The 21,954-nt window shown below is 69.9% G+C and carries 13 protein-coding genes and 1 pseudogene; 8 read left to right on the top strand and 6 right to left on the bottom strand.

The genetic code is table 11. From position 1 onward, the window contains the following. Position 1 precedes the first annotated feature (1 nt). From ABZ463_RS04795 to ABZ463_RS04785, 3 genes are all read left to right on the top strand, one after another. Positions 2-1,720 (top strand): glycosyltransferase, encoded by a 1,719-nt coding sequence (locus tag ABZ463_RS04795; RefSeq protein ID WP_362773023.1) that lies wholly within the window; start codon positions 2-4, stop codon positions 1,718-1,720. A 76-nt stretch (positions 1,721-1,796) separates the two neighbouring features. Then, on the top strand, positions 1,797-5,438 hold the full coding sequence (locus ABZ463_RS04790; RefSeq protein ID WP_362773019.1) for a CDP-glycerol glycerophosphotransferase family protein: 3,642 nt from the start codon (positions 1,797-1,799) through the stop codon (positions 5,436-5,438). 64 nt (positions 5,439-5,502) lie between these two features. Beyond that, positions 5,503-6,003, top strand: coding sequence for an NUDIX hydrolase (locus tag ABZ463_RS04785; protein WP_362773016.1), 501 nt, complete (start codon positions 5,503-5,505; stop codon positions 6,001-6,003). Between the two features lie 96 nt (positions 6,004-6,099). On the opposite strand, the gene ABZ463_RS04780 is transcribed toward ABZ463_RS04785, so the two are convergent. Together ABZ463_RS04780 and ABZ463_RS04775 are read right to left on the bottom strand one after the other, a co-directional pair. Continuing rightward, a complete protein-coding gene (locus ABZ463_RS04780; RefSeq protein ID WP_362773013.1) occupies positions 6,100-9,024 on the bottom strand; it encodes a M36 family metallopeptidase in 2,925 nt (974 codons plus the stop codon). A gap of 199 nt (positions 9,025-9,223) precedes the next feature. Beyond that, the gene (locus tag ABZ463_RS04775; protein WP_352010149.1) at positions 9,224-11,296 is read right to left on the bottom strand and encodes a beta-propeller domain-containing protein; all 2,073 of its coding nucleotides are present in this window, start codon (positions 11,294-11,296) and stop codon (positions 9,224-9,226) included. A gap of 85 nt (positions 11,297-11,381) precedes the next feature. Between ABZ463_RS04775 and ABZ463_RS04770 the strand changes: the two genes are divergently transcribed. Beyond that, positions 11,382-12,947 carry a succinic semialdehyde dehydrogenase gene (locus ABZ463_RS04770; protein ID WP_362773009.1) on the top strand — a complete coding sequence of 522 codons (1,566 nt, stop codon included), beginning with the start codon at positions 11,382-11,384 and terminating at the stop codon, positions 12,945-12,947. Between the two features lie 268 nt (positions 12,948-13,215). Here the strand turns inward: ABZ463_RS04770 and ABZ463_RS04765 are convergent, their stop codons facing one another. The 3 genes from ABZ463_RS04765 to ABZ463_RS04755 form a co-directional block, all read right to left on the bottom strand. Further along, on the bottom strand, positions 13,216-13,371 hold the full coding sequence (locus ABZ463_RS04765) for a hypothetical protein (RefSeq protein ID WP_352010147.1): 156 nt from the start codon (positions 13,369-13,371) through the stop codon (positions 13,216-13,218). Positions 13,372-13,524: 153 nt separating this feature from the next. Next, on the bottom strand, positions 13,525-14,436 hold the full coding sequence (locus ABZ463_RS04760; RefSeq protein ID WP_362773005.1) for a helix-turn-helix domain-containing protein: 912 nt from the start codon (positions 14,434-14,436) through the stop codon (positions 13,525-13,527). Between the two features lie 49 nt (positions 14,437-14,485). Beyond that, entirely contained in the window at positions 14,486-14,734 is a 249-nt protein-coding gene (locus ABZ463_RS04755; protein ID WP_362773002.1) for a hypothetical protein, read from the bottom strand. A 483-nt stretch (positions 14,735-15,217) separates the two neighbouring features. Between ABZ463_RS04755 and ABZ463_RS04750 the strand changes: the two genes are divergently transcribed. From ABZ463_RS04750 to gabD2, 4 genes and pseudogenes are all read left to right on the top strand, one after another. Continuing rightward, the gene (locus ABZ463_RS04750) at positions 15,218-15,700 is read left to right on the top strand and encodes a DUF2690 domain-containing protein (protein ID WP_352010177.1); all 483 of its coding nucleotides are present in this window, start codon (positions 15,218-15,220) and stop codon (positions 15,698-15,700) included. 328 nt (positions 15,701-16,028) lie between these two features. After that, positions 16,029-19,673: a GDSL-type esterase/lipase family protein gene (locus ABZ463_RS04745; protein ID WP_352010144.1), complete on the top strand. Its 3,645-nt coding sequence runs from the start codon at positions 16,029-16,031 to the stop codon at positions 19,671-19,673. Between the two features lie 739 nt (positions 19,674-20,412). Continuing rightward, positions 20,413-20,826 (top strand): hypothetical protein, encoded by a 414-nt coding sequence (locus tag ABZ463_RS04740; RefSeq protein ID WP_362772998.1) that lies wholly within the window; start codon positions 20,413-20,415, stop codon positions 20,824-20,826. A 209-nt stretch (positions 20,827-21,035) separates the two neighbouring features. Next, positions 21,036-21,221: pseudogene (gabD2, locus tag ABZ463_RS04735) on the top strand (succinic semialdehyde dehydrogenase); the annotation flags it as partial. Between the two features lie 243 nt (positions 21,222-21,464). On the opposite strand, the gene ABZ463_RS04730 reads toward gabD2, so the two are convergent. Beyond that, on the bottom strand, positions 21,465-21,954 hold a 490-nt coding region (locus ABZ463_RS04730; protein WP_362772995.1), incomplete at its 5' end, for a PQQ-binding-like beta-propeller repeat protein.

Below are 21,954 nucleotides of genomic sequence, written 5' to 3'. Positions count from 1 at the left end.
CATGCACGACTCGCGCGCCCGTCCGGTGCGGGGGGCGCAGCCGCTGATCCGGCTCAACGACTTCGGCGTCGTGACACCCCCCGTGCTGGGAGCGTGGACGCCGAGCCGTACGGTCAGCGTCGTCGTCCCCGTCCACCGCAGCCGTACTCTGCCGCTGACCCTGGCAAGCCTGGCCGCGCAGAGCTATCCGAGCCACCTGATGGAGGTCGTCGTCGTGGACGACGGCGCCGAACCTCCGTTGCCGCTGCCCGAGATCGTCCCGGAACGCACCCGCCTCGTGCGCAGCCGTCCCGGCGGGTGGGGGCGCGCCTGGGCCTGCCAGAGCGGGGCCGACGTGGCCGAGGGCGAGGTCATCCACTGGCTCGACGCCGACATGGTCCTCTTCCGCGAACAGGTCGAGGCGCAGATGCGCTGGCACCACCTGGCCGACTACCTCACCGTGCTCGGCACGTTCAAGATGGTCGCGACCTGGGACCCGGGCCTCACCCCGGCCGAGGTGCACGCCGCGGTGAGCGCGGGCACCACGGAGAAACTCTTCGAGGACGCCTCCCCGGAGGACGCGGGGGACACAGGGGGTGCGGAGAGCAACGTCACCGACACCTGGACCAGCGAGTACATCGAGCGGACCGCCGGGCTTCGGGAGGCGCGCTTCGAGGCCTTCAAGGTGCACGTCGGCGCCAGCGCGTCCCTGCCCGCCTCCCTGCTGCGCCGCGCCGGGGGGATGGACACCTCCCTGGTCCTGGCCGAGGACACCGAACTCGGCTACCGCCTCGCGCAGGCCGGCGCCGTCTTCGTCGCCGACCGGGAGTCCCGCAGCCGCCACCTGGGCGCCTCCACGGTGATGCGCAGGGAGCAGGAGGTCAAACGGCACAACTGGGTCTTCCTCGCCAACCGGGTGCCGACCTTCAGGTGGCTGCGCAAACCCCCGGTCAGGCAGTGGGCGGTGCCGTACGTCGAGGTCGTGGTCGAGGTGGGGGACGCCTCCTACGAGCAGGTCCGCGCCACGGTCGACGGGTTCCTGCGCGGCTCGGTCGCCGACGTCAGGATCGCCGTCGCCGGGCCGTGGTCCGCCCTGCGGGACGGGCGCCGCGCGCCCCTGGACGACCCGACCGTCGACCTGCGGCTCGTCCACGAGCTCTACACGCACGAGAGGCGTGTCGAACTCGTGGAGAGCGTGGCGGAGAGCGCCTTCCCCGCCCCCTTCAGATTCGCCTGCCCCCCGGGCTGGGTGCCCGCGGCCGACTGCCTGACCCGTCTCGTACGGCTGGCCGACGACAACGGCTACGGGCTGGTCTCCCTGGCGCTGGCCGAACGGAGCGACACGGGAGCGGGCGGGGTGGTGGCCGCCAGGCTCGAAAGGACGGCCGCCTTCGGCCGCGCCGGACTGCTTGCCGAGCGGGGCGGCGGCCCCGAACTGGAGGACCTCGTCGAGGCCACCTTCGGCACGCAGTGGCTCGACGGGGAGACCTGGGGCCTGCTGCCGATGGAACGGGCCGAGGAGAAGAAGCCCGCCAAAGCCTCCGCCAAAGCTTCTGCCAAGACCTCCGCCAAGGCGAAACGGCGCAAGCGGAAGAGGACCCGGCTGCGGGCCGTACTCGCCCGCACCCCCGCCCGGGGGCTGTACCGCTTCCTCAGCAGGGCCGCCAGGAGGGCGCTGACCGTCGCGGGCATCCGCCGCAGCAGGCACTCCCGCTCCCGTGGCGGGAGCCGTCCGGGATGAGAACCGGGCAGACGATATTCAACCGGGCAGGCCGGAATGCCGGATCCCGTCCACTCCAGCCATGGGAGTCCACACCATGCCAGCTCTGAGTGTGATCGTTCCGATCTACGACGTGGAGCCGTACCTCGCGGCCTGCCTGGAATCACTCGCCTGCCAGACCTGGCGGGACATCGAGGTCGTCATGGTCGACGACGGGTCCCCCGACGCGGGCGCGGAGATCGCCGCGCGGTTCGCCGAACGGGACGGGCGCTTCCTGCTGGTGCGCCAGGCGAACGCCGGGCTCGGCGCGGCGCGCAACGCGGGACTGCGGGCCGCCTCGGGGGAACTGTTCGCCTTCGTCGACAGCGACGACATGCTTCCGCCGTACGCGCTGGAGACCATGGCGGTCGCCCTCGCCGAGAGCGGTTCCGACCTTGTCACGGGCAACGTGCACCGGTTCAACGGCAGGGGAGCCTGGCAGTCGAACATGCACCGCGACGCCTTCGCCGAACGTCTCGCCCGCACCCACGTCACCCGCGCGCAGATCCTGCTGCGGGACCGCCTGGTCACCAACAAGCTGTGGCGGCGCTCGTTCTGGGAGAAGCACGGGCTGCGCTTCCCCGAGGGCGTGCTCTACGAGGACACCTCGGTCGCCCTGCCCGCCCACTTCCTCGCCGAGGCCGTGGACGTGCTCGCCCGCCCGATCTACCTGTGGCGGGAGCGGGACGGTGACTCCCTGTCCATCACCCAGGACCGCGCGCACGTCAGGGGCGTCGAGGACCGCTTCGCCTCGGTGCGCGCCGTACGGGACTTCCTGCTCACCACCGGGCGCGCCAGGCACGTGCCCGCCTGGGACCTGACCGTCCTCGACGGCGACCTGCCGGTCTTCCTGCCCGCGCTGGAACGGGGCGGGGAGGACTTCCGGCGGCGCTTCCTCGACCTGGCGCGCGAGTATCTCGACGACGCGGGGCCGAAGGTCTTCGCGCGGCTGCCCGCGCAGAAACGGGCCCGCTGGCGCCTCGTCCGCGAACGCCGCATGTCCGAACTGATCGAACTCCTCGAATGGGAGCGTACGGCCCCGCCGGACGCCAAGGCCGTCAGGCGCCGCGGCCGTCACCACCTCGCCGCCCCCGTGCCGCTTCCCTCCAGGGTGACCCGGCTGCGCGGCGAACTCGAACCCCGCCAGCGGATCGACGACGTCCGCTGGGAGGCCGGCAGGCTCCACGTGCACGGCCGGGTGACGCTGAGGTACCTCAGCCCGCGCGAACGCAGGCACCAGCACGTGTTCGCCTGGTTCGTCAGGCGGGACACGGGCCGTGGCGTCAGGGTCCCCGTCTCCGTCTTCCCCGCCGACTCGCTGGTCTCCCGCGAGGAACAGGACTGGTGCGGCTTCAGCCTCTCCGTCGACGCGGACGAACTGGCCGCCGGGACGGACTGGCACGTCGACCTGTGGATCGTGCACCGCGGCATGCTCAGGCGGGACCGGCTGCGCAGGCACGGCCCGGTCGAGACGCCGATCGGCCACCACGAGCCACGCCCGGGGGTACGGCTGTGGCCCCACTGGACGGAGTCGGGGGAGTTCCGCGTCCGCGTCGAACGCGACCGGCTCGTGGTCACCGGATGCTCCTTCGACGACGACCGGCTGCTGCTGGCCGGCCACGTCGCCGACGACCCGGGCCCCAACCCCGTGCTGCTGGTCTCCCACGCCGGAGGCGGGGCCGTGCACCGCTTTCCCGTCGACGTCATGGGTGAACGCTTCCTGTCCATGGTCGAACTGGGCGAACTGCTGACCTCCCGGCTGCCCGCGCTGCCCGCCTCGAACCCGGAGGCCACGCTCCTCGACGTGCCGGCCGAGTGGCGGATCGAGGTCGAGGGGGCGGGCGCGGGCTCCGTCGCCGCCGACCCCGTGGCCGGGAGCCGTCACAGCCACGCGGGCCGCGACCTCACCGTGGGCCCCTCCCTCTCCGGGGCCCTCGTCCTGCGTGCGCACGCCCACGCCTACCACGTCCTGCGGGCCGAATGGACGCGGGACGGCGACCTGGAACTGACCGGGACCGCCGCCGGGACGGAACCCGCCCACCTGGTCGTGACCTCACGCAGCCGCTTCGACGAACACACCTTCCCGCTGCGCGTGTCCTGCGGGCGCTTCACCGTCACGATCACCCCGGGCGAGGTCGCCACCCTCGCCGGACGGCTTCCCCTGCCCGCCGGGGCGTACGGCCTGGCCGTACGGGCGGGAGGGCGTGAACGGCGGCTCCTGTCACGTCTCGGCGGGCCGGTCACCCACACCGGGGCGTGGCGCGAGGTGACCTTCGACACCGGTGGGGACGGCGTGCCCACCCTCACCGTGGGCGGCGACCTGCGCGGCGAGGGACAGGGCGTCAGGGACAGAAGGGTGCTGCGCGACCGGTTCCACGTCCGGCTGCGGGAGGAGGAGCCGCTGCGTGAGGCCGTCCTCTTCGACAGCCGCGCGGGCCGGGGCTTCTGCGGCGACCCCAGGGCGATCTACGAGGAACTGCGGCGCCGGGGGACCGCCCTTGAGTTCCTCTGGCACGTCAGGGACCGTCAGGTGACGCTGCCGGAGACGGTCACGCAGGTCGCGACCTCGACCCGCGAGCACTTCGAGGCGCTGGCGACCTGCAGGTACGTCGTCACCGACGGCTCACTGCCCAGGTGGTTCCGGCGAAGACCGGGACAGGTGGTCGTGCAGACCTGGCCCGGGGCCACCCCCAAACGGGTCGGCTTCGGCATCGACAGGGGACCGCTGGCCGCGCCGATCCACATGGAACGGCTGACCAGGGAGGTCGGGCAGTGGACCCACCTGGTCACGCAGGGACCGTGGAGCACCCGGGTCCTGCGTGAGGCCTTCCGCTTCGAGGGGGAGGTGCTGGAGACCGGCAGCCCCCGCGACGACGCCCTGGCCCGCCCCGGCTCCGCTGTCCCCGGCTCCGTGGCGCTCGATCCCGGGGCACCCCTCGGCCTGGTGGCGCCTCCGGAACCCATGACACCCCCCGGCCCCGGGGCCTCCGGCTCCGCGGTATCCGGGCTCGTGGCCTCCGGTGCCTGTGGTCCCACGGCCTCTGGTCCTGCCGCCCTTGGTGCCGCCGCGGCCGTCAGGGAACGGCTCGGCCTGCCCGAGGGCAAGAAGGTCGTGCTGTACGCGCCGACCTGGCGCGACGACAGGTACCACGGCAAGGGCCGTTCCCGTTTCGACCTGCGTCTCGACCTGTACCGTCTGTGGCGCGCCCTCGGCGACGACCACGTGGTCATGGTGCGCAGGCACCCCAACACCTTCGACCGGATTCCCCGGGCCGGGACGGGGTTCGTCCTGGACGTCACGGCCTATCCCGACATCCGGGACCTCTACCTGGTCGCCGACGTGCTCGTCACCGACTACTCCTCGGCGATGTTCGACTTCGCGATCACCGGACGGCCCATCCTGCTGTACACCTACGACTTCGAGCACTACCGGGACGAGGTACGCGGCTTCTCCTTCGACCTGGAGTCCCTGGCCCCCGGGCCGTTGCTGCGCACGACGCGGGAGGTGGCGGCGGCCGTACGCGACCTCGACGGGGTGCGGGCCGAGTACGGCGAGCGCTACCGCGCCTTCGTGACGGACCTCCGGCCCCCGGCCGACGGCGCGGCCGCCGCCAGACTCGTGGACAACCTCTTCGGCCACCGCCCGGAGATCGACATCCCCCGCCAAACCCGAAAGGCCATCCACGAACGCCCCTCGTGACGGCTCGGAACGGGTGGGCTCCCGGCGATGTGAAGAGTCGGCAGGAGAAGGGAAAAATCACCCGATGACCGATCCCACAGTCCCGGCCGCGTCGTCCACCTGGGTCGAGCCGGAGATCTACTACGCCGGGCTCGCCACCGTGCACGTCGCCGCCGGTGCCCTCATCACCGACGAGAACGGGCATGTCCTGCTGGTCAAGCCCAACTACCAGCCCTACTGGCTGGTCCCCGGGGGGATGGCAGAGGAGGGCGAGGCCCCGGAGGACGCCTGTGTCCGCGAACTCGACGAGGAACTCGGGATCTCCATCCGGCTCGGCCGGCTCCTGACCGTGGACTGGGCTCCGCCGTACGGGTATCGCACGCGTCCCCTCGTCCACCTGTTGTTCGACGGCGGAACGCTGAGGGACACCCCCATCCGCCTGCAGACCGCCGAACTCGACGACCACGCCTTCGTGCCCGTGGACAGGGCCGTCACGATGCTGTCCTCCGCCACGGCGGCCCGGATCCCCGCGGCGCTCGCCGCCCGCGAGCGGCAGACCACCGTCTACCGGCCAACCGGCGTCTGAACGGGCTGAAAGCCCCCGAGGTTCGAGGGCTTTCAGCGGCGCGTCGGAAGGTCAGGGGCCGGAGCCGCCCTTCCCGGCTCCGTCGGACAGGACGGTCTAGCGGGAGAAGGCCTGGAACTCGGCGGCCCTGAGCTGGTCCCGCAGGGGGCTGGCGGTGGCGCAGTCGGTCGAGGAGTTGGGGTCGTTGTCCTGCTCACCGGCGTAGAGCGGGTTGCCGGTGCACTGGGACGAGACGGCCCGCAGGGTCAGGTGGGTCGCGGTGGTCGCGGGGATGCGGAAGGACTTGATGATCAGGTCCGAGGCGCGGGGACGCGGCAGACGGGTCTGGAAGGCGTCGGCGGGACTGGTGTAGACGACCGAGTACGACGCGGGGGAGGAGCAGTCCTTCCTGGTCGCGTCGCAGGCCAGCACCTCGAAGGCGCGCAGGGCGCTGAAGCGGTTCTGGCCGCCGGGGTCGGCGGGGTCGTTGACGTTGGGCCGCAGCAGGGAGCTGACCTGGACCCTGCGGATCGTGACCGGCGCGGTCCCGGCCAGGTCCACGGTCACCGACCTGCCCTTGACCGGCCCGGTGAGCGAGGCCCAGTCGGTCGCCTCGGTCTCGTCGATCAGCTTGGCCTGGTTCACGCCGTCGCCCGAGGCCGTCGCGCCCAGGGCGGCGGAGGCGTGGTTGCGCCCCAGGACCGACGGCACGGCCAGCGTCCTGCCGGGCCGTACGGTCAGCTTGAGGCGGGTGTGGCCGAAGCCCTCACCGACCACGAGGAAGCCGTAGGTGCCGGGGGTCAGCTCCGCGGTGTCGCCGAGCGGGGTCGCCGGGTCGGTGTCGGCCACCGGTACGGCGCGGCCCTCGTAGTCGCCGACGTACAGACGCAGCTTGGCGTCCCCGGCGCCGACGAGCGGGCCGAGCCGTACCTTGCCGTTCCTGCCCTCGGGGTCGACGAAGCTGGGCGTCGGGTCGGGGTCGCCGGGGCCGTTGCTCGCCGCGCCCTTGCCGAGGCCGTGCTCGGCGAAGGCCCGCCACATGATGTCCTTGTCCCTGCCGCCGAAGCGGATGGCGTCGGCCGCCAGCAGAGCGTCACGGTGGTCGACGTAGCTGACCGACCCGGAGGCCATCAGCAGCAGCGCGTCGAAGGAGACCTGCGCCCAGCGCCGGTTGCCCGGGCAGTGGTTGACGGACAGGACGCCGTCGGCGCAGGCCCGCTGCTGGGCCGGGACGCCCTTGCCGTACTTGTCGACGAAGGCCTGGCGCACGTCGTACTGGGTGGCGGTCCAGATCTCACCGTCGGCGTGCACCTGCTGTCCGACCAGGTCGTAGGCGATGTCGCTGTAGTTGAGCGGTGACTTCGACATGTCGTAGTTGCGGATTCCGGCCTTCTTGTCGCCGGTGACGTAGCCACCCGTGACGTACGGCGTGTCGCCCGCGGGGCGGAAGCCGTTCTCGAAGAGGTACTCCATGGCGAACAGGTCGGAGGTGCTCTCGTTCATGGCACCCGCCTGGGCGCCGCTCCACCCGGCGTCAGGGCCGCCGACCATGCGGCCGGAGATGGCGTGGGTGTACTCGTGCCCGATCACCGACATGTCGTAGTCGCCGTCCACGCACGGCGCGTAGAACGAACCCGCGATGGGCTGCCAGAGGTACATGTTGGTGATCGGCGCGAGCCCGTCGGGGCCGGTGATCTGGTTGGCGTTGTCGCGGACGGTGAGGTCCCTGGCACCCGCCTGGGCGTTGCCCTGCTCGGGGTCGCCGCCGAGGCCGCCGCGGTCGCCGTTGTCGCTCTGCATGTTCCACGCGGTCTCGGTGAAACCGAGCTTGTAGGACCAGTCGTGCATCCGGTTGTGCATGACGTGCAGGTTCGCGATGGCCGCTTCGAGGTCGGCCTCGCCGGGCCGGTCGAAGGTCGCGGGGTCGCACTTGGCCTTGTACCACGTGTTGGTCCACGGGTAGGCGTACTCGCGGGAGGGCGTGGCCACGTTGCTGCGGGTGCCGACGGTGTAGGGATCGTTGCTGGCGCGGTTCTCGAAGGTCTTGGCGGAGTTGCCGACGCTGGTGCCGCTCGGCGTGCCCGTGGCGTGGTCCACGTCCCAGGCCTTGCCGGTCGCGGCGTCGCCGACGGGCGCCAGGTCACAGCCGCGTCCCGGCCTGAGACACCAGGTCACCCGGTTGTCGGTCGAGGAGTAGTCGGCCGGAGGGTTGGCGGTGAAGCCCTTCCAGCGCGGGTCGTCCGGCTGGAAGGCGTGGTCGACCAGGTTCTCGCGGGTGAGGATCTCGCCGCTGACCGCGTCCACGTGGGTGGTGTAGGCGGCGGCCTCACCCTGGCCGCCACCGATCAGGGTGACCTGGAAGGCGCTGTGCGTGCCGTCGGGGGCGGGCACCGCGACGAGGGTGACCTTCTTCACGCTCGCGGTGGCCAGGTCGATCGCACCGTCGGCGGCGGCGACCTCAAGCGCCCGCTGCTCGGTGATCCTCGCGGCGGGCGGCGCCGCGCTCGAACGGGCCAGGGTCGAGGTGACGTGCAGGACCTTGCCGTCCACCACGCCGACCGCGACCTGCCCGTCCACACCGGCGGGCAGGCCACCGAACCGCTGCCGGAGCAGTACGGCGTGGCCGTCCCCGATGGGGTTGGCCGCGACCTTCTCCAGGGCGTCCACCTCCTCGGCGGACAGGCCGAAGAGCGGTTCGTTGGCCTTGAGGTAGGCGCGGGCGGCCTGCTCGGGGTCGGCGCCGAGACCCTCGGCGAGCGGTACGACCCCCGCGGCCGTGTCCAGCGCGCCGGTGACGACGGCCGGGGTGCCCAGGGAGTTCCAGCGGATCGTCGCCCCCGCGGCCTTGGCCAGCGAGGCGGGCGGGGCCACGGTGCCCCTGCGGTTGTCCAGGTCGGGCTTCTCGTGCTCCTCGGCCTGGAAGTCGTGCGTTCCCTGGGCCTGCCCGCCGGGCTTTTCCTGGGCGAGTCCCGGGAGGGGAAGTGCGAGCGCCGCTGTCGCGGCGGCTATGACGGTGATGCGTAACCAGGGTTTGGTCGACACCGATCCTCCTGCGCAGAGTTGGCCGTCGTTGGCCATGCGGCACGTGGGTCACGTGCGTTGCGCAAGAGGTAACACCCCCCGAAGTAGCCTGACAAGATCTTGTAAAGGGGGATATGTCCGTGTAAAAGCACGTCCCAGCGGGGCCGTGAAAGCACGGCCGGCACGCCCCGGGGGAAGGCCGGGGCGTGCCGCCGTACCGTCAGTCGAACGGGATCCAGGACCGCTCGGCGAGGCCGTCCATGGCGTTGACCTTCACGCCCTGCTCGGAGAACGTCCACAGGCCGTCGCCGATGACGACCGCGCGGCGGACGGTCGGGTCGAACAGGATCGGCTCACCCTTCTTCACGGGCTTCGGCTTGGGGTGGACGACGGTCCCCGTCCTGGTGACGGCGGAGTCGTCGATCTTGAGGACCAGCGCGGAGCCGGTGGTGTTCGCCGTACCGTCCCAGGTGTTCAGCGGCAGCACCGCCATGCCCGTCTTCGCCCAGTACAGGAAGGCGTGCGGGTCCCACTCAGCCTCCGAGCCGGAGTCCTTCTGGAACATCTGCGACAGACGACGCGGGTTGGCCGGGTCGCTCACGTCGAAGAGCGAGACCTGGGTGCCGAGCGTACGGCCCTCGGTGTTCGCCTCCTGGCCGATGCCGATCAGCCGTCCGTCACCGGCGGGGTGCAGGTAGGCGGAGTAACCGGTGATCTTCAGCTCGCCGGTCTTCCTCGGGTTGGCCGGGTCGCTCAGGTCGAGCGTGTAGAGCGGGTCGACCTGCTTGAAGGTGACCACGTAGCCGACCGGGCCGATGAACCTGACCGAGTAGATCCGCTCGCCGTCGCCCAGGCCGCCGATCTCGCCGACCTTGGCCAGCGTGTCGTCCTTCAGGACGTGGACGGTGCTCGAACTGTTCTCGGCGGAGCGGAAGACGGTGGAGTTCGTGGTCGTCGCGACCCGCAGGTGCCCCTGGTACTCCGACATGGCGTACTGGTTGATCAGCCGTCCCGACACCTTCCCCGAGGCGACGTAACGGGGCGCTCCCGGCGCGCTGATGTCGAACCGGTGGATCTCGGTCTCCTCCGGCGGCTGCTTCGGCGTCTCCTCAGGGGTGGGAGTCGGGTCGGCCGACGGATCGACCGGGGGAGCCGACGGGTCCTCCTGCGTCGGCTCGACCTGCGGAGCCTGCGCGGAGCCGCTCTCGGCCGGGGTGCCGGTCGGAGCGTCCTCCATCGGGACGACGTCGTCGATCGGCCTCGGCCACCACCACCAGCGCGGGTTGCTGGCCACGTACAGGCTGGTGCCGGTGCCGTACACCGTGTCGCCGTCGGCGGCGACGCTGATCGGCGCGGTGTCGGCGAGCCCCTGGGACAGGTCGAGGGTGTGCACGGTCAGCAGCGAGGTGCCGGTGTAGTCGTCGGGGTGGCTGACCCGCTCACAGCCGACCGACTTCTTGACGGAGACGCCCTTGGCGTCGGCCGTCTCGAACGTCGGCAGCCATGCCGTGATCGGCGCGCCGTTGACGGTCGCCCTGTTCTTCAGGGTCCTCTCCTGCTCGGAGAGCTTGGGGCCCAGGTCGGGGAAGGGGATGTCGGGCTGGCTGCGGACCACGATCCGCACCGTCGAGCCGATCATCCTGGCGTCCACGTGCGAGCCGTTCGGGGTCAGCGAGCCGATGACCTTCGGCTCCCCGGACAGGTCGACGAGCACGTAACGCGGTCCCGGGCTCGGCGCCTGCTTGGCCACGGCGCCGTAGGGGATGATCCCGCCGCCGGAGAAGAGCACCAGCGCCCTGTCCCCGCTGACCAGCAGGTCGGCCGGGGCCCACGACTGCTCGGGGCTGACCAGCTTGAGCGTTCCGGTGATCTTCTTGGTCGCGGCGTCGATCACCCGCAGCACCCCGCGGTTCACCGTGATCACCCGGTTGCCGTCGGTCTTGACCATGTCGGGTTCGTCGACCCCGGCCTCGTGGGTGTTCGTGGTCGAGTGCTCCTGGTTCGCCTGGTCCTGCCCCGACCCGATGGCCTTGGCCTCGGCGACGTCGGAACGGGCGTACATGATCTGCGGCCCCCCGAACCCCCACGGACCGACCTGCTTGGCCGCCGCGGCCCGCAGCCCGGCCAGCATGTCGTCGCAGCCGCTGTAGGAGACCAGTTTGACCTTCCCCAGCTCCACGACCGGTGCCGTACGGCTCTCCCCGTCCGCCGACCCCGTCGAACCGCTGCACCCCGTGGTGAACAGCGCGGCGGCGAGAGTGACGGCGCCCGCCGTACGAATGGATGTCCTCATGCCCCCTACACGGATCGTCATCGCGTCCGGTTCATGCCATTACCGCCCGGTAGTCAGCGGCGGTCACCCGGAATACTCTTCGAACATGGCTGTCACTGTCGGTGTGAACCGGACCCTCGACCCGGCGATGATCGCACGCGTCGTTCAGCAGGTGACCTCCGGTGGAGGGAAACGGACGATCGTCGCGCCGTTCACCGAGGAACCCCTCGCGGACATGCCCGTCTCGACCGCGCAGGACGTCCGCGCCGCGTACGCCAAGGCCCGCGCGGCCCAGCGGGAGTGGGCCGCGCTGCCGGTGCACGAGCGGGCCAGGCCGTTCCTGCTGCTGCACGACGCCATCCTCGACCGGCGCGAGGAGATCCTCGACGTGGTCCAGTGGGAGACCGGCAAGGCCCGCAGGCACGCCTTCGAGGAGGTGCTCGACGTCGCGGGCTGCACGCTCCACTACGTACGGCGCGCGCCCGCCCTCCTCGCCCCCCGGCGCAGGGCGGGCATCTTCCCCATGGCGACCAAGGTGACCGAGACCCGTCACCCCAAGGGCGTCGTGGCGCTGATCTCCCCGTGGAACTACCCCCTGTCCCTCGGGGTGACCGACCTCGTCCCCGCCCTGCTCGCGGGCAACGCCGTGGTCCACAAGCCCGACACCCAGACCGCCCTGTCCACGCTGTGGACGATCGACCTGCTCGTCTCCCTCGGGATGCCCCGCGACATCTGGCAGGTCGTCCTCGGCGAGCCTGACGAGGTCGGCGACCCGCTGATCGCCGAGGCCGACTACGTGGCGTTCACCGGCTCGACCCGGGGCGGCAGGAAGATCGCCGAGGCCGCCGCCTCCCGGCTGGTCGGCTGCTCCCTCGAACTCGGCGGCAAGAACCCGATGATCGTGCTCGACGACGCCGACCTCGACGTGGCCGCCCAGGGCGCGCTGCGCGCCTGCTTCACCAACGCCGGGCAGCTGTGCATCTCCATCGAACGGCTCTACGTCCACGACGCCGTGTACGACGCCTTCGTCGACCGGTTCGTCCGCCAGACCAGGAACATGAAGCTCGGCTCCGGCCTCGACTGGGCCGTGCAGATGGGCTCGCTCACCTCCCGCCGCCAGCTCGACGCCGTCAGCGCCCACGTGGACGACGCCGTCGCCAAGGGAGCCGAGGTCCTCGCCGGAGGAAAGGCGCGCCCCGACCTCGGCCCGCTGTTCTACGAGCCCACGATCCTGACCGGCGTCGAGGACGGCATGGCGCTGTGCCGTGACGAGACCTTCGGCCCCGTCGTCTCCGTCTACCGCGTCGGCGACGAGGAGGAGGCGGTCGAGCGGGCCAACGACACCGCCTACGGCCTCAACGCCTCGATCTGGACCGGGAACCTTGCCCGGGGCCGTGCCCTCGCCGCCCGGGTCAAGGCCGGGACGGTCAACATCAATGAGGGGTACGGCGCCGCCTACGCCTCCTACGACGCGCCCATGGGGGGCATGAAGTCCTCCGGCCTGGGTCGTCGTCACGGCTCCGAGGGCCTGCTGAAGTTCACCGAGGCGCAGACCATAGCCAGTCAGGCCTCCTGGCTCGGCTTCGAACCCATCCTCGGGATGACCTACGACAAATACGCCGACACCCTGACGAGCCTCCTGAAGACCATGAAGAGGTTCCACCTCAAGTAGAGCACCGTCCTGCCCACACCTGGTCGATCCGCTCAGCATCGGCACGAGCCGGACCGTCGCCGATACACCGGCGCGTACGGCAGGCCGTCCCGATGCCGCCCGGTCGCGAAGGCACCCCCTCGGCGATCAGCAGGGCGACGCGCTCGTCCAGCGCCGATCGGCTCAGCCGCGCGCGAGGGCGCCTTTGGTCGTCGGTGGGTTCGCACCCGGTCCCGGCGGCGCCTTCGGAGGTCAGCGCGTTCCTGCCGCCCCGCTTCCACAGTGCGTGTCACTCGTAGGCGGATGCGCGGGTGATGTTCAGCGGTCGGGCCACCCGCGGTGGCGGGATCTTTCCGGCGAACATGTCCGCGGCCTGGAACCGCAACGCCTCGCGCCGGTCCCGTTCTCGCGCGGACAGTCCTCCGCTTCTATCGGAGAATCTCATGCTTCCAGGCTGCCACCTGGACAAACGGCCTATAGCAGGCACCCGCCCTCGGATCACGCCCACATTTCCCGATCAGTAGGCGGCGTCAACGCTGAGCAGGAGCCCGGCCGCGGCGGCCGGCTGAGCCCCGAACGTGCCCGCGCTGCCCGTGTGTCACCGCTTCACGCAGATGGTCTCCACTACCTCAGAGGCGTTCGAATCGATGGTGATCTGTCCACGGGCCTTCACGCATCCCTTGTCGGTGCGGAGCATTCCCGCCCAGTGCTGATCCCTGAGGAAAGCCTCGTCGACACGGCTGGCGGTGCTGTCGTCCGGACGGAACGTCTCCAGCCGGATCCGGATGTCCTGCGACGAGTTGTTGATCAGAGAACCGTAGGGGTTCAGCCGGGCCCAGGCCGAGACGCACTTCTGTGAGTATCTGAGCTCCAGGGTGCCGTAAGCCACCGAGCCGAGCCACACCTCCTGGCCGACCGCCGTCACCGCATCCGGGCAGCCCGCTCGCTTGGGATCGGCGCCGTCAACCAAGGCTTGGCCGAGTTTGTCGGGGGGTGGCAGAACGTTGGACGCGTTGGCCCAGTTCATGGAGGGGGGGCCGTCCGGCCAGACGACCAGTGCGACGGTCGTGCCGACGGTGAGGAGGGTGGCGGCGCCCAGCGTCATCAGCCAGGACCGTCTTCCACGTCCCGCTGGTCGCTGCGGCGCATCTTCGGCCGGTGGCGGTGTCTCCTCGGGAGGCGTCTCTTTGGGAGACGGCGTTGTCGGGGAGGGGGGTGAGATGTGTTCGGCGGTGGTCGGAGGTCTTTGCTGATTCTCGATGGCGTGCCAGCGCTGTTGCCATTCCTCGACATCGCCGCCGCAGGCCGTCACATAGGCAAGGGTCAGGTCCAGGGTGGGGAGCGCGTTCCCGGCTGCGGCACGGGCGAGTGCGGCGGCCGAGTAATGGGCGTGTTCGGCGAGCTTGCGGTAGGACGGGCTGCCGGCCTTCTCCCTCAGCCTCCGCAGGTCGAAGGCGAAAGCCTGCAGGGGCCCCGCTTCAGGGTCCAAGGGCTTCTCAGGACGAGCCATCCGCAGAGCTCTCCTCGTTGTCTACATGTTGTCTCGATGATCACACATGCTAGGCGAATGTCCAATAGATGATCATGGCGGATACGGCTAGACGGTCGTTTGTGGTGCGATGGGGTGAACTGACACCAAAATCCACTTGATCACCGAATCCCGAGGCATACCACTCACCCCGCACCTGACCGGCGGCGACATCGCGGACCGCACCGCCTTCGACGCGGTCATGGCCGCCTTCCGGATGCACCGCCGCACCGGCCTGCCCCGCACCCGCCCCGATCGCCCGCCGGGCGACAAGGGCCACTCCTCCAAGAGACCCGCTTGCACCTGCGACGGCGCGGCATCCAGGCGGTCATCCCTGAGCGAAGAGACCAGATCGCCAATCGCAAGCGCAAGGACAGCCGGGGTGGCCGTCCTCGACCTCGTGGAACGGTGTTTCGCCAAGCTCAAGCGGTGGTGAGTCATCGCCACGCGCTTCGACAAGCTCGCCGACCGCCACCTCGCGGGCGTCGCCCTGGCATCCGTCATGCGCTGGCGCCGCCATTCCGAATTGTCAGACAGGCCCTGGGCGACAACCGAGTAGATCTCCACAATCGCGCCCGGCCGTCCATCGCGTTGTCTCCACGTTGTCTAGCGACATCCACACGCTGGGCGACAACCGCGTGGAACACCACGATCTGATCGACGCACCCGAAGCCCGACACCACCGTCGAGCGGATGGTGCTTTCGAAAGGAGCGGCTCATGTCACGGCGAGGTGTCTCACTCGCACTCAAACTGTTCGGGGTGATGCTGGCGGGGTCGGTGGCCATGACCTCCGGGCCGGCGTTCGCGTTGGACGACCCCTCGGGACGGCGCGCGGCCGGAAGCGATGCCGCCTGCTACGCCAACCCTTCGGAGGCGACGTGCGACAACACCGACCCGGAGGTGTCCGGGTGCGGCAAGGACGCGTTCACGGTGTCGCAGGCCTACCTCTGGCACCACACCGAGGGCGGGACGCCCACCGTCCAGGAGAACGCCGTCGTCGAACTGCGGTATTCGCCGCATTGCGGAACGAACTGGTCGAAAGTCAGAGTCTTCGACGGTGCGGCGTCCGTACAGGTTCACCTCTGTCGGGACGGCTTCAACACCTGTACTGATCTGTACACCGTATACGGCAGCACTCTCGCCTTTTCCGATCAGCTCTACGCCCGCAACGTCACCGCGACCGCATACGGCGCGTGCTGCTGGGGGAACGGAGCCGGTCCGGCCTGGGCCGAGGTGTCCGGCTGACCGGATAAGGATGCAGCCGGTCGTCGACATTCGTAGCACGTGACGGTGTGACCGGGGACTTCTGCGATGCTCCCCGTTCACACCGCATGCCGGTGAAAAACACCGGCGAACAATCGCACGCCTGGCCGACCGTTCACTCGCGCGTGCCTGTACGACCGACCCATCCGACCGTGAGTTCTCGTCGCACCGCGGCTCATCCCGCAATCCCCGCACTCGCCCAAGCGCACGGTGGAAACTCATGTCCCCACAGTCATTTCGCCCACTTCGGCGTCGGTCGTCCAGACAGCGAAGGCTGCCGACGCCGTTGCTCCTCTTAGCCGTTCCCCTCATGCTCGTCACGTCGGCTCCGGCGGCCACCGCCGTCCCGTCGTACGGCCCCCAGCAGGCACACCACTCATCGGCCCCGAACGTCGCCAGGCATTCGCCCGTCGATCGGCAGGCGCTGGGACCAGGCCGCAAGAAGCTCCTCTCGTCGCCGCCTGCCGCCGGCTCCGGGGACGTCATCGTGGCGGCAGCCGCGGACAAGGACGGATACCACCTGTTCACGGCACACTCCAGCCAGAGCTGGCGCTGGCGCCCGCTCGCCTCGTTGCAGCCGGGCGGGTACTCGGGCGAACCCTGGATCGGTAACCACTGCCTGACCGGAGACGGCAAATCAATTGTCGCCGTCGTGGCCCCCTGGCACGCGAACAACAGCCCCGGCGGCCTGGGCCACGGCGGCCTGGCCTATGCGGTGGACATCGCCACCGGCAAGGTGCGTCCGCTGGCCGCGAAGATGGCACTGACCTACTTCAACCCAGGCTGCGGCGCCGGAGACGACGTCGCTCTCACCCGGTTCACCGGAGCGGAGAGCGGCCGGACAACGGTGCTGACCGCCCAAGCCAGTACGGGGAACACGCGTACGGTCGGCGAGGTGCCCCAGCAGCTCACCGCGGCCGTGCCGGTGAGCGACGGCGTCTACGCAGCCCGCGGCGACCATGTGGTGCGCCTGAACGGTGACAGGGCGCAGGAGGTGTTCTCCGTACCGGGCCAGGCGTTCCGATTGACACCGGCCGCCGGCGGCAGGGGCCTGGACCTGCTGGTGGCCCAGGCGGATCGCAAGGCGCAGGTATGGCACTGGAACGGGAGGAGCAAGAGCGCCCATGAGGTCGCCGAGGGCGGCCTGGCCGATCTGCGCCTGCTCCCCGGCAGGAACGGCCGCAACCGTATCGTGGGCGCCGCGGAGAATCGCCAGGCGGCAGAGACCGAACCGGTCGGCGTTCCCGCCGGAACCTGGATCGAGACAGGTTCGCTTGACGGGACGGCGCTGCTCGGCGCCACTGTCAGTGGCGTGGACGGCCGGCGTCTTCTGGACGGGCAGGGTCGTACTCTGACGCCCGATCTTCCCAAGGAGCGAGTCCGTCCCTACACCAAGCTCCCACCAGCGCCGGACCGGCGGAAGGCTGTGCGAAGCAGTGGCACCAAGGCGCTCGCCGCCGACGAGCCGGTGTGCGCGGTGCCGCGCAACGACATCTTCAACCAGGTGCCGCAGCCCAGTTACCAGCAGGTGGAATGGGCCGCCAACCGCGCCGGGCGCGGCACTCTGGTCGGGGTCGGGGGAGGCGCCCTGCGGCCGGGCGGCGCTTTCAACCTGTCGCAGCCCGGATATTCACCGAGCCGGGACTTCCCGTTGCCCGCTCCCTTCGGCACGAACGGTGACCACATCCCTCGCGAGGTGATCAGCGCGGTGTTCGCGCAGGAGACGAACTGGGCGCAGGCGAGCTGGCACGTGCGCCCCGGGCTGTCCGGCAACCCGCTGATCGCGGACTACTACGGATCACGTGCCAGCGAGTACATCGACTACTCCCAAGCCGACTGCGGCTACGGGCTGGGCCAGATCACCGACCTCATGCGCATGGGCGCCACCGGTCAGCCCAGCGGCCTCCAGCGTAAGATCGCCGTGGACTACGCCGAGAACGCGGCCGCCGCAGCGCAGGTGCTGGCGCGGAAATGGAACCAGCTCGGCGCGGCCGGCATCACCGTCGACGCCGGCAACCCCGGCAGCCTGGAGAACTGGTATTTCGCCGTGTGGGCGTACAACAGCGGTGTGAACCCCCAGGGCAGTACCGGCAACACCTCGGGGTGCACGCCGGGTCCCGGTTGCACCGATGCGGACGGCAACTGGGGTATGGGGTGGACCAACAATCCGGCCAACCCCAACTACGATCCCCAGCGGCACCCGTTCCTGCATGTCGGCGTCGAGGGCGCGGCGGTGCGCACGTTCGACGACGCTCGTCATCCGCAGGACTGGCCCTACCAAGAAAAGATCTTCGGCTGGATGGAGAGCGGCCAGCAGGACCTCTACGACGGAGGGTTGAAGTTCGAGGGCACCTACGACTACGCCACCCAGACGGGCGCCCTGCTGGCGCTACCCAACCTGTTCGCCATGTGCGACCAGACCAGCTCCTGCGACTCGCAGGTGCTGAATCCGCTGCCGCATGCGGGAATCTGCCAGCGCGCCGACTATCACTGCTGGTGGCATCGCCCCATCATCGTCTGTGTGGTCGTCCTGTGCCACGGAGGCACCGATACCGTCGCCGACAACGCGCCGGAGCCCTCGGCCCTCAATCCCTCGCCGCCCGTATGCGGTCGTCTGGAGAGCGGCCTTCCTCCGGACACGGTCATCGTGGACAACCAGGCGGCGGGGGTCAACCTCGTCGGCTGCTCCCGCCCCGACTGGACCAACGGTGGGCGTTTCTCCGTCGCTCGCGGGATCAGCGAGCCGGGCGGCCCCGACGGCAACGACGTCGATTGGCACCAGCTCGGTGTCGGGTTCGGCGGGCACGCGTGGTTCACCCACACGTACCTCAATGGTGTGCCCGCGCAATGGTCGGTCGAGGCGACCTGGCAACCCGACAACCTGGCACGGGGTCGCTATCGGGTCTACGCGTTCGTTCCGAGTGACGGCGCTTGGGCTATGGCGAGGTATGTCATCCACAACGGCAGGGGCGCCACCTGGGCGAAGGATGTGAACCAGGAGCTTCACCCGAACTCGTGGACGTCGCTCGGTACGTACTGGCTCGGCTCGGGGGCGAAGGTCACGCTGAACAACATCACGAGCAACGGCTTCGAGGAAGGCGACGACATAGGATTCGACGCCGTGGCCTTCGCCCCCGTTTCCGCCCCGGGCACGCTGCGACTGCTGGGCGACTCCTTTTCCGCAGGCGAGGGCACACTCACGTACGACCTGGAGACCAATACCAGCGAGAACAAATGCCACCGCTCCGGGCTGTCGTGGCAGCGGCGCTTCCAGAGCGGCAGCAGCGCCTACCACGACATCGACTGGCGGCAGGTCGCCTGCAGCGGCGCCCTTCTTGCCGACTACGAGCAGCCCAATCACTCCGGCAACAAGGGGGAAGGTCCACAGCGCGACGTGCTTGACACGGACACCGGCATGGTCATGCTGACCCTCGGCGGAAACGACGCCGGGTTCGCCCGCGTCCTCGCCAACTGCGTCCTGAACAGATGGACCAGCGACTGCCGCAACAAGTACACCGAGACAGGCACCGGCGTGGACCTGGTGCTGCGTGACATCCTTGACCTGCAGCCCAAGCTCAGTGAATTCTTCACTGATTTGCGGCGCCGCGCCCCCGACGCCGAGATCAACGTACTGACCTATCCGGTCTTCTTCGTCGAGCACGACAGCGAACGCCGACAGGGGTGCATAGATGACGGTGTTTTCAGCGAGGGTGATCGACAGTGGTTCAACTACCTCACTCGCCAGATGGACGCCCTCATCGTGAGAGAGGCCACGAGGGCAGGTGTCAACGCCATCGACATGAGCGATGTTCTCAAGGGCCACGAGCTGTGCACGGATCAGAGCTGGATGACGGGGATCCTGGACACGTTGAGCAAGCAGGAATGGGTGCATCCGAACAGGCTCGGCCACCAGGCCATGTACGACAGGGTACGAGCCACCCTGCAGACTCCCTGAGAGCCTCCGGGATGCCAGAGCACGTCTGGCGTTCATGAACGGCCGACGTCGCCGGCCATGACACGAAGACCTCCAGCAGAGCGCTGGGGGTCTTCATGCGTGCGCTGCCAGGACCGGATGACGTTGGCGCTCCGGTGGAGGGCGGGTGGTCACGCCGTACTGGGTGGACGCGCCGGTCAGATCGCCGATCCGTGGCCGTTCCCGCTCGGGCCTGCGGCTTTCCGCGGAGACGGACAGCCTGATACAGGCGATGCTGAGCGTGGCTCGTGGCCTGTGGTTCTCGACCCGGACTCGGGTCGGCCGCCGCGTCGAACACGGCCTGATCGGAGAAGTCGGACCGCTTGAGGGTGCCCACGGCCCTGAGCGGCGCGGCGGCCCTGTCGTTCTCGGACAGGCCGCCGTACTCCTGCTCGACGAGGGTCACCGGCCGCAGAGGCGATCGCCTCCACCCGGAGCTGGAAGCTGCGTCTGACCAGGCGGTCACGTAGGCGAGGAGTGGTTCCAGGGTGGCGGGCGCGCTGCCCGTCGCCAGTCGCTGCGGCGCACGGCTTGGTGCGTGGAGTGGTCGTGGGCGGCTCGGCCGTCCATCTCGTTGTCTCCACGTTGTCTCGCGGCATCCACACGCTGGGCGACAACCGCGCGGAACACCAGAATCGCCAATCGACGCACCCGAAGCCCCGCACCACACGTCGGGCGGACGGTGCCTTGAAGAGGTTCACGCGTCAGATGGAGTACCACAGTGCGTATCAGATCGCTGGTCATGATGGCGGGGCTGCTGCTGGCAGCCGCCCCCATCCCTGCCGCCGCCCAGGCGCAGCCCACCGCGACCACCCGCTTGTCGACCGTCGCCGGCACCGTCTTCGGCGGCTCCGAAGCCTTCGTGGCCGTACGGGCACGGCCCGAGAAGGGAGCCAAGGACGGCCCCTATATCCAGGGCGGCACGCGTGTCGAGGTCGAGTGCTACGTCGACGGTGGCTCGAATGTCTCCGGTTGGTTCCACCCGTCCAACCCCTACTGGGACAAGGTCGCCGTATACGGCCCCGGAAGCTCTCCGGGCAAGCCGTTCGCCAGAGGCTGGATGGCCGACGTCTGGGTGAACACCAATGGTGACATCACCAAGCAGTCCCAGCCCTGCTGGGGTACGGGCGGCTGACCGAGGCCCACTCGTTCCCTGACCGGGTCGAGGCGGCACTCGGCCTCCGGCAGGAAGCCGGACCGAGCGCCGCCACGCCTCAACCCGCCCCGTGCGGGCCCTGAGCCGTGCCGAACGGGCAGGCCGCCAGATCCCCCCTCCCGCGGTCTGCCCGGTCCGGAAGCGATGGGACACGCCCTGTGCCTACTGGACGAGCGCCGATGCTCACCGCGCCCATGGGCGGCATGAAGTCCTCCGGCCTGGGTCGTCGTCACGGCTCCGAGGGCCTGCTGAGGTTCACCGAGGCGCAGACCATGGCCAGTCAGGCCTCCTGGCTCGGCTTCGAACCCATCCTCGGGATGACCTACGACAAATACGTCGACACCCTGACGAGCCTCCTGAAGACCGTCAAGTAGGCGGTCTTCACGCGCCGGGCCGTCAGTCCCGCAGGGCGTGGCGCAGGTCTCCTCGGCGCGGCTCACGACATGGCCGTCCGCGCTCGTCAGCGGTGTCAGGCGTTGCCCCGGTAAGGCGTTGCCTGCCGGGGAGCGGACTTTCCGGTCAACGCCCAGCGGTTGACGGTCTGTTCGAGAACGGTAGGTCGTGCGGTGGCACTGCCGCAGCTGTCGCCGGTCGGCGGAGGAAACGGCCGGTCGGCCTCATCCCGTCGCCGCTCTCACGGCATGTAACTTGTCGCCGCCGGTGGAGATGTACACGACACCGTCGGCCACCACCGGCCTGTGGATCCCGCCGCCGGTTTCGTAGGTCCAGCGTCGCTCGCCGGTGGCCGCGTCCAGGGCGCGCACCACGCTCTCGCCGTCATCGTCGAGATACACCACCCCTTCGGCCACCACCGAATCATCGGGGTAGTAGTCGCCATCGGAAACCTCGTAGGTCCAGCGTCGCTCGCCGGTCACCGCGTCGAGGGCGCGCATGTCGCCCTCGACGTCGCGGACGTACACGACACCGCCGACCGGCGTCACACTGACGTAGGGGCCGCTGGTTTCGGAGATCCAGCGCTGTTCGCCGGTCGCCGCGTCCAGGGCGTACACCCTGGCGCCGCCGACGTACACGACACCGTCGGCCACCATCGGACGGACGTAGAGGCCGAGGCCGATCTCACGGGTCCAGCGTTGTTCGCCGGTGGTC

It is taken from the genome of Streptosporangium sp. NPDC020145 (assembly GCF_040631275.1).
Classification (GTDB): Bacteria; Actinomycetota; Actinomycetes; order Streptosporangiales; family Streptosporangiaceae; genus Streptosporangium.
The sequence above is the reverse complement of the archived record's forward strand: the minus strand, read 5'-3'. Positions and strand labels throughout refer to the sequence as shown.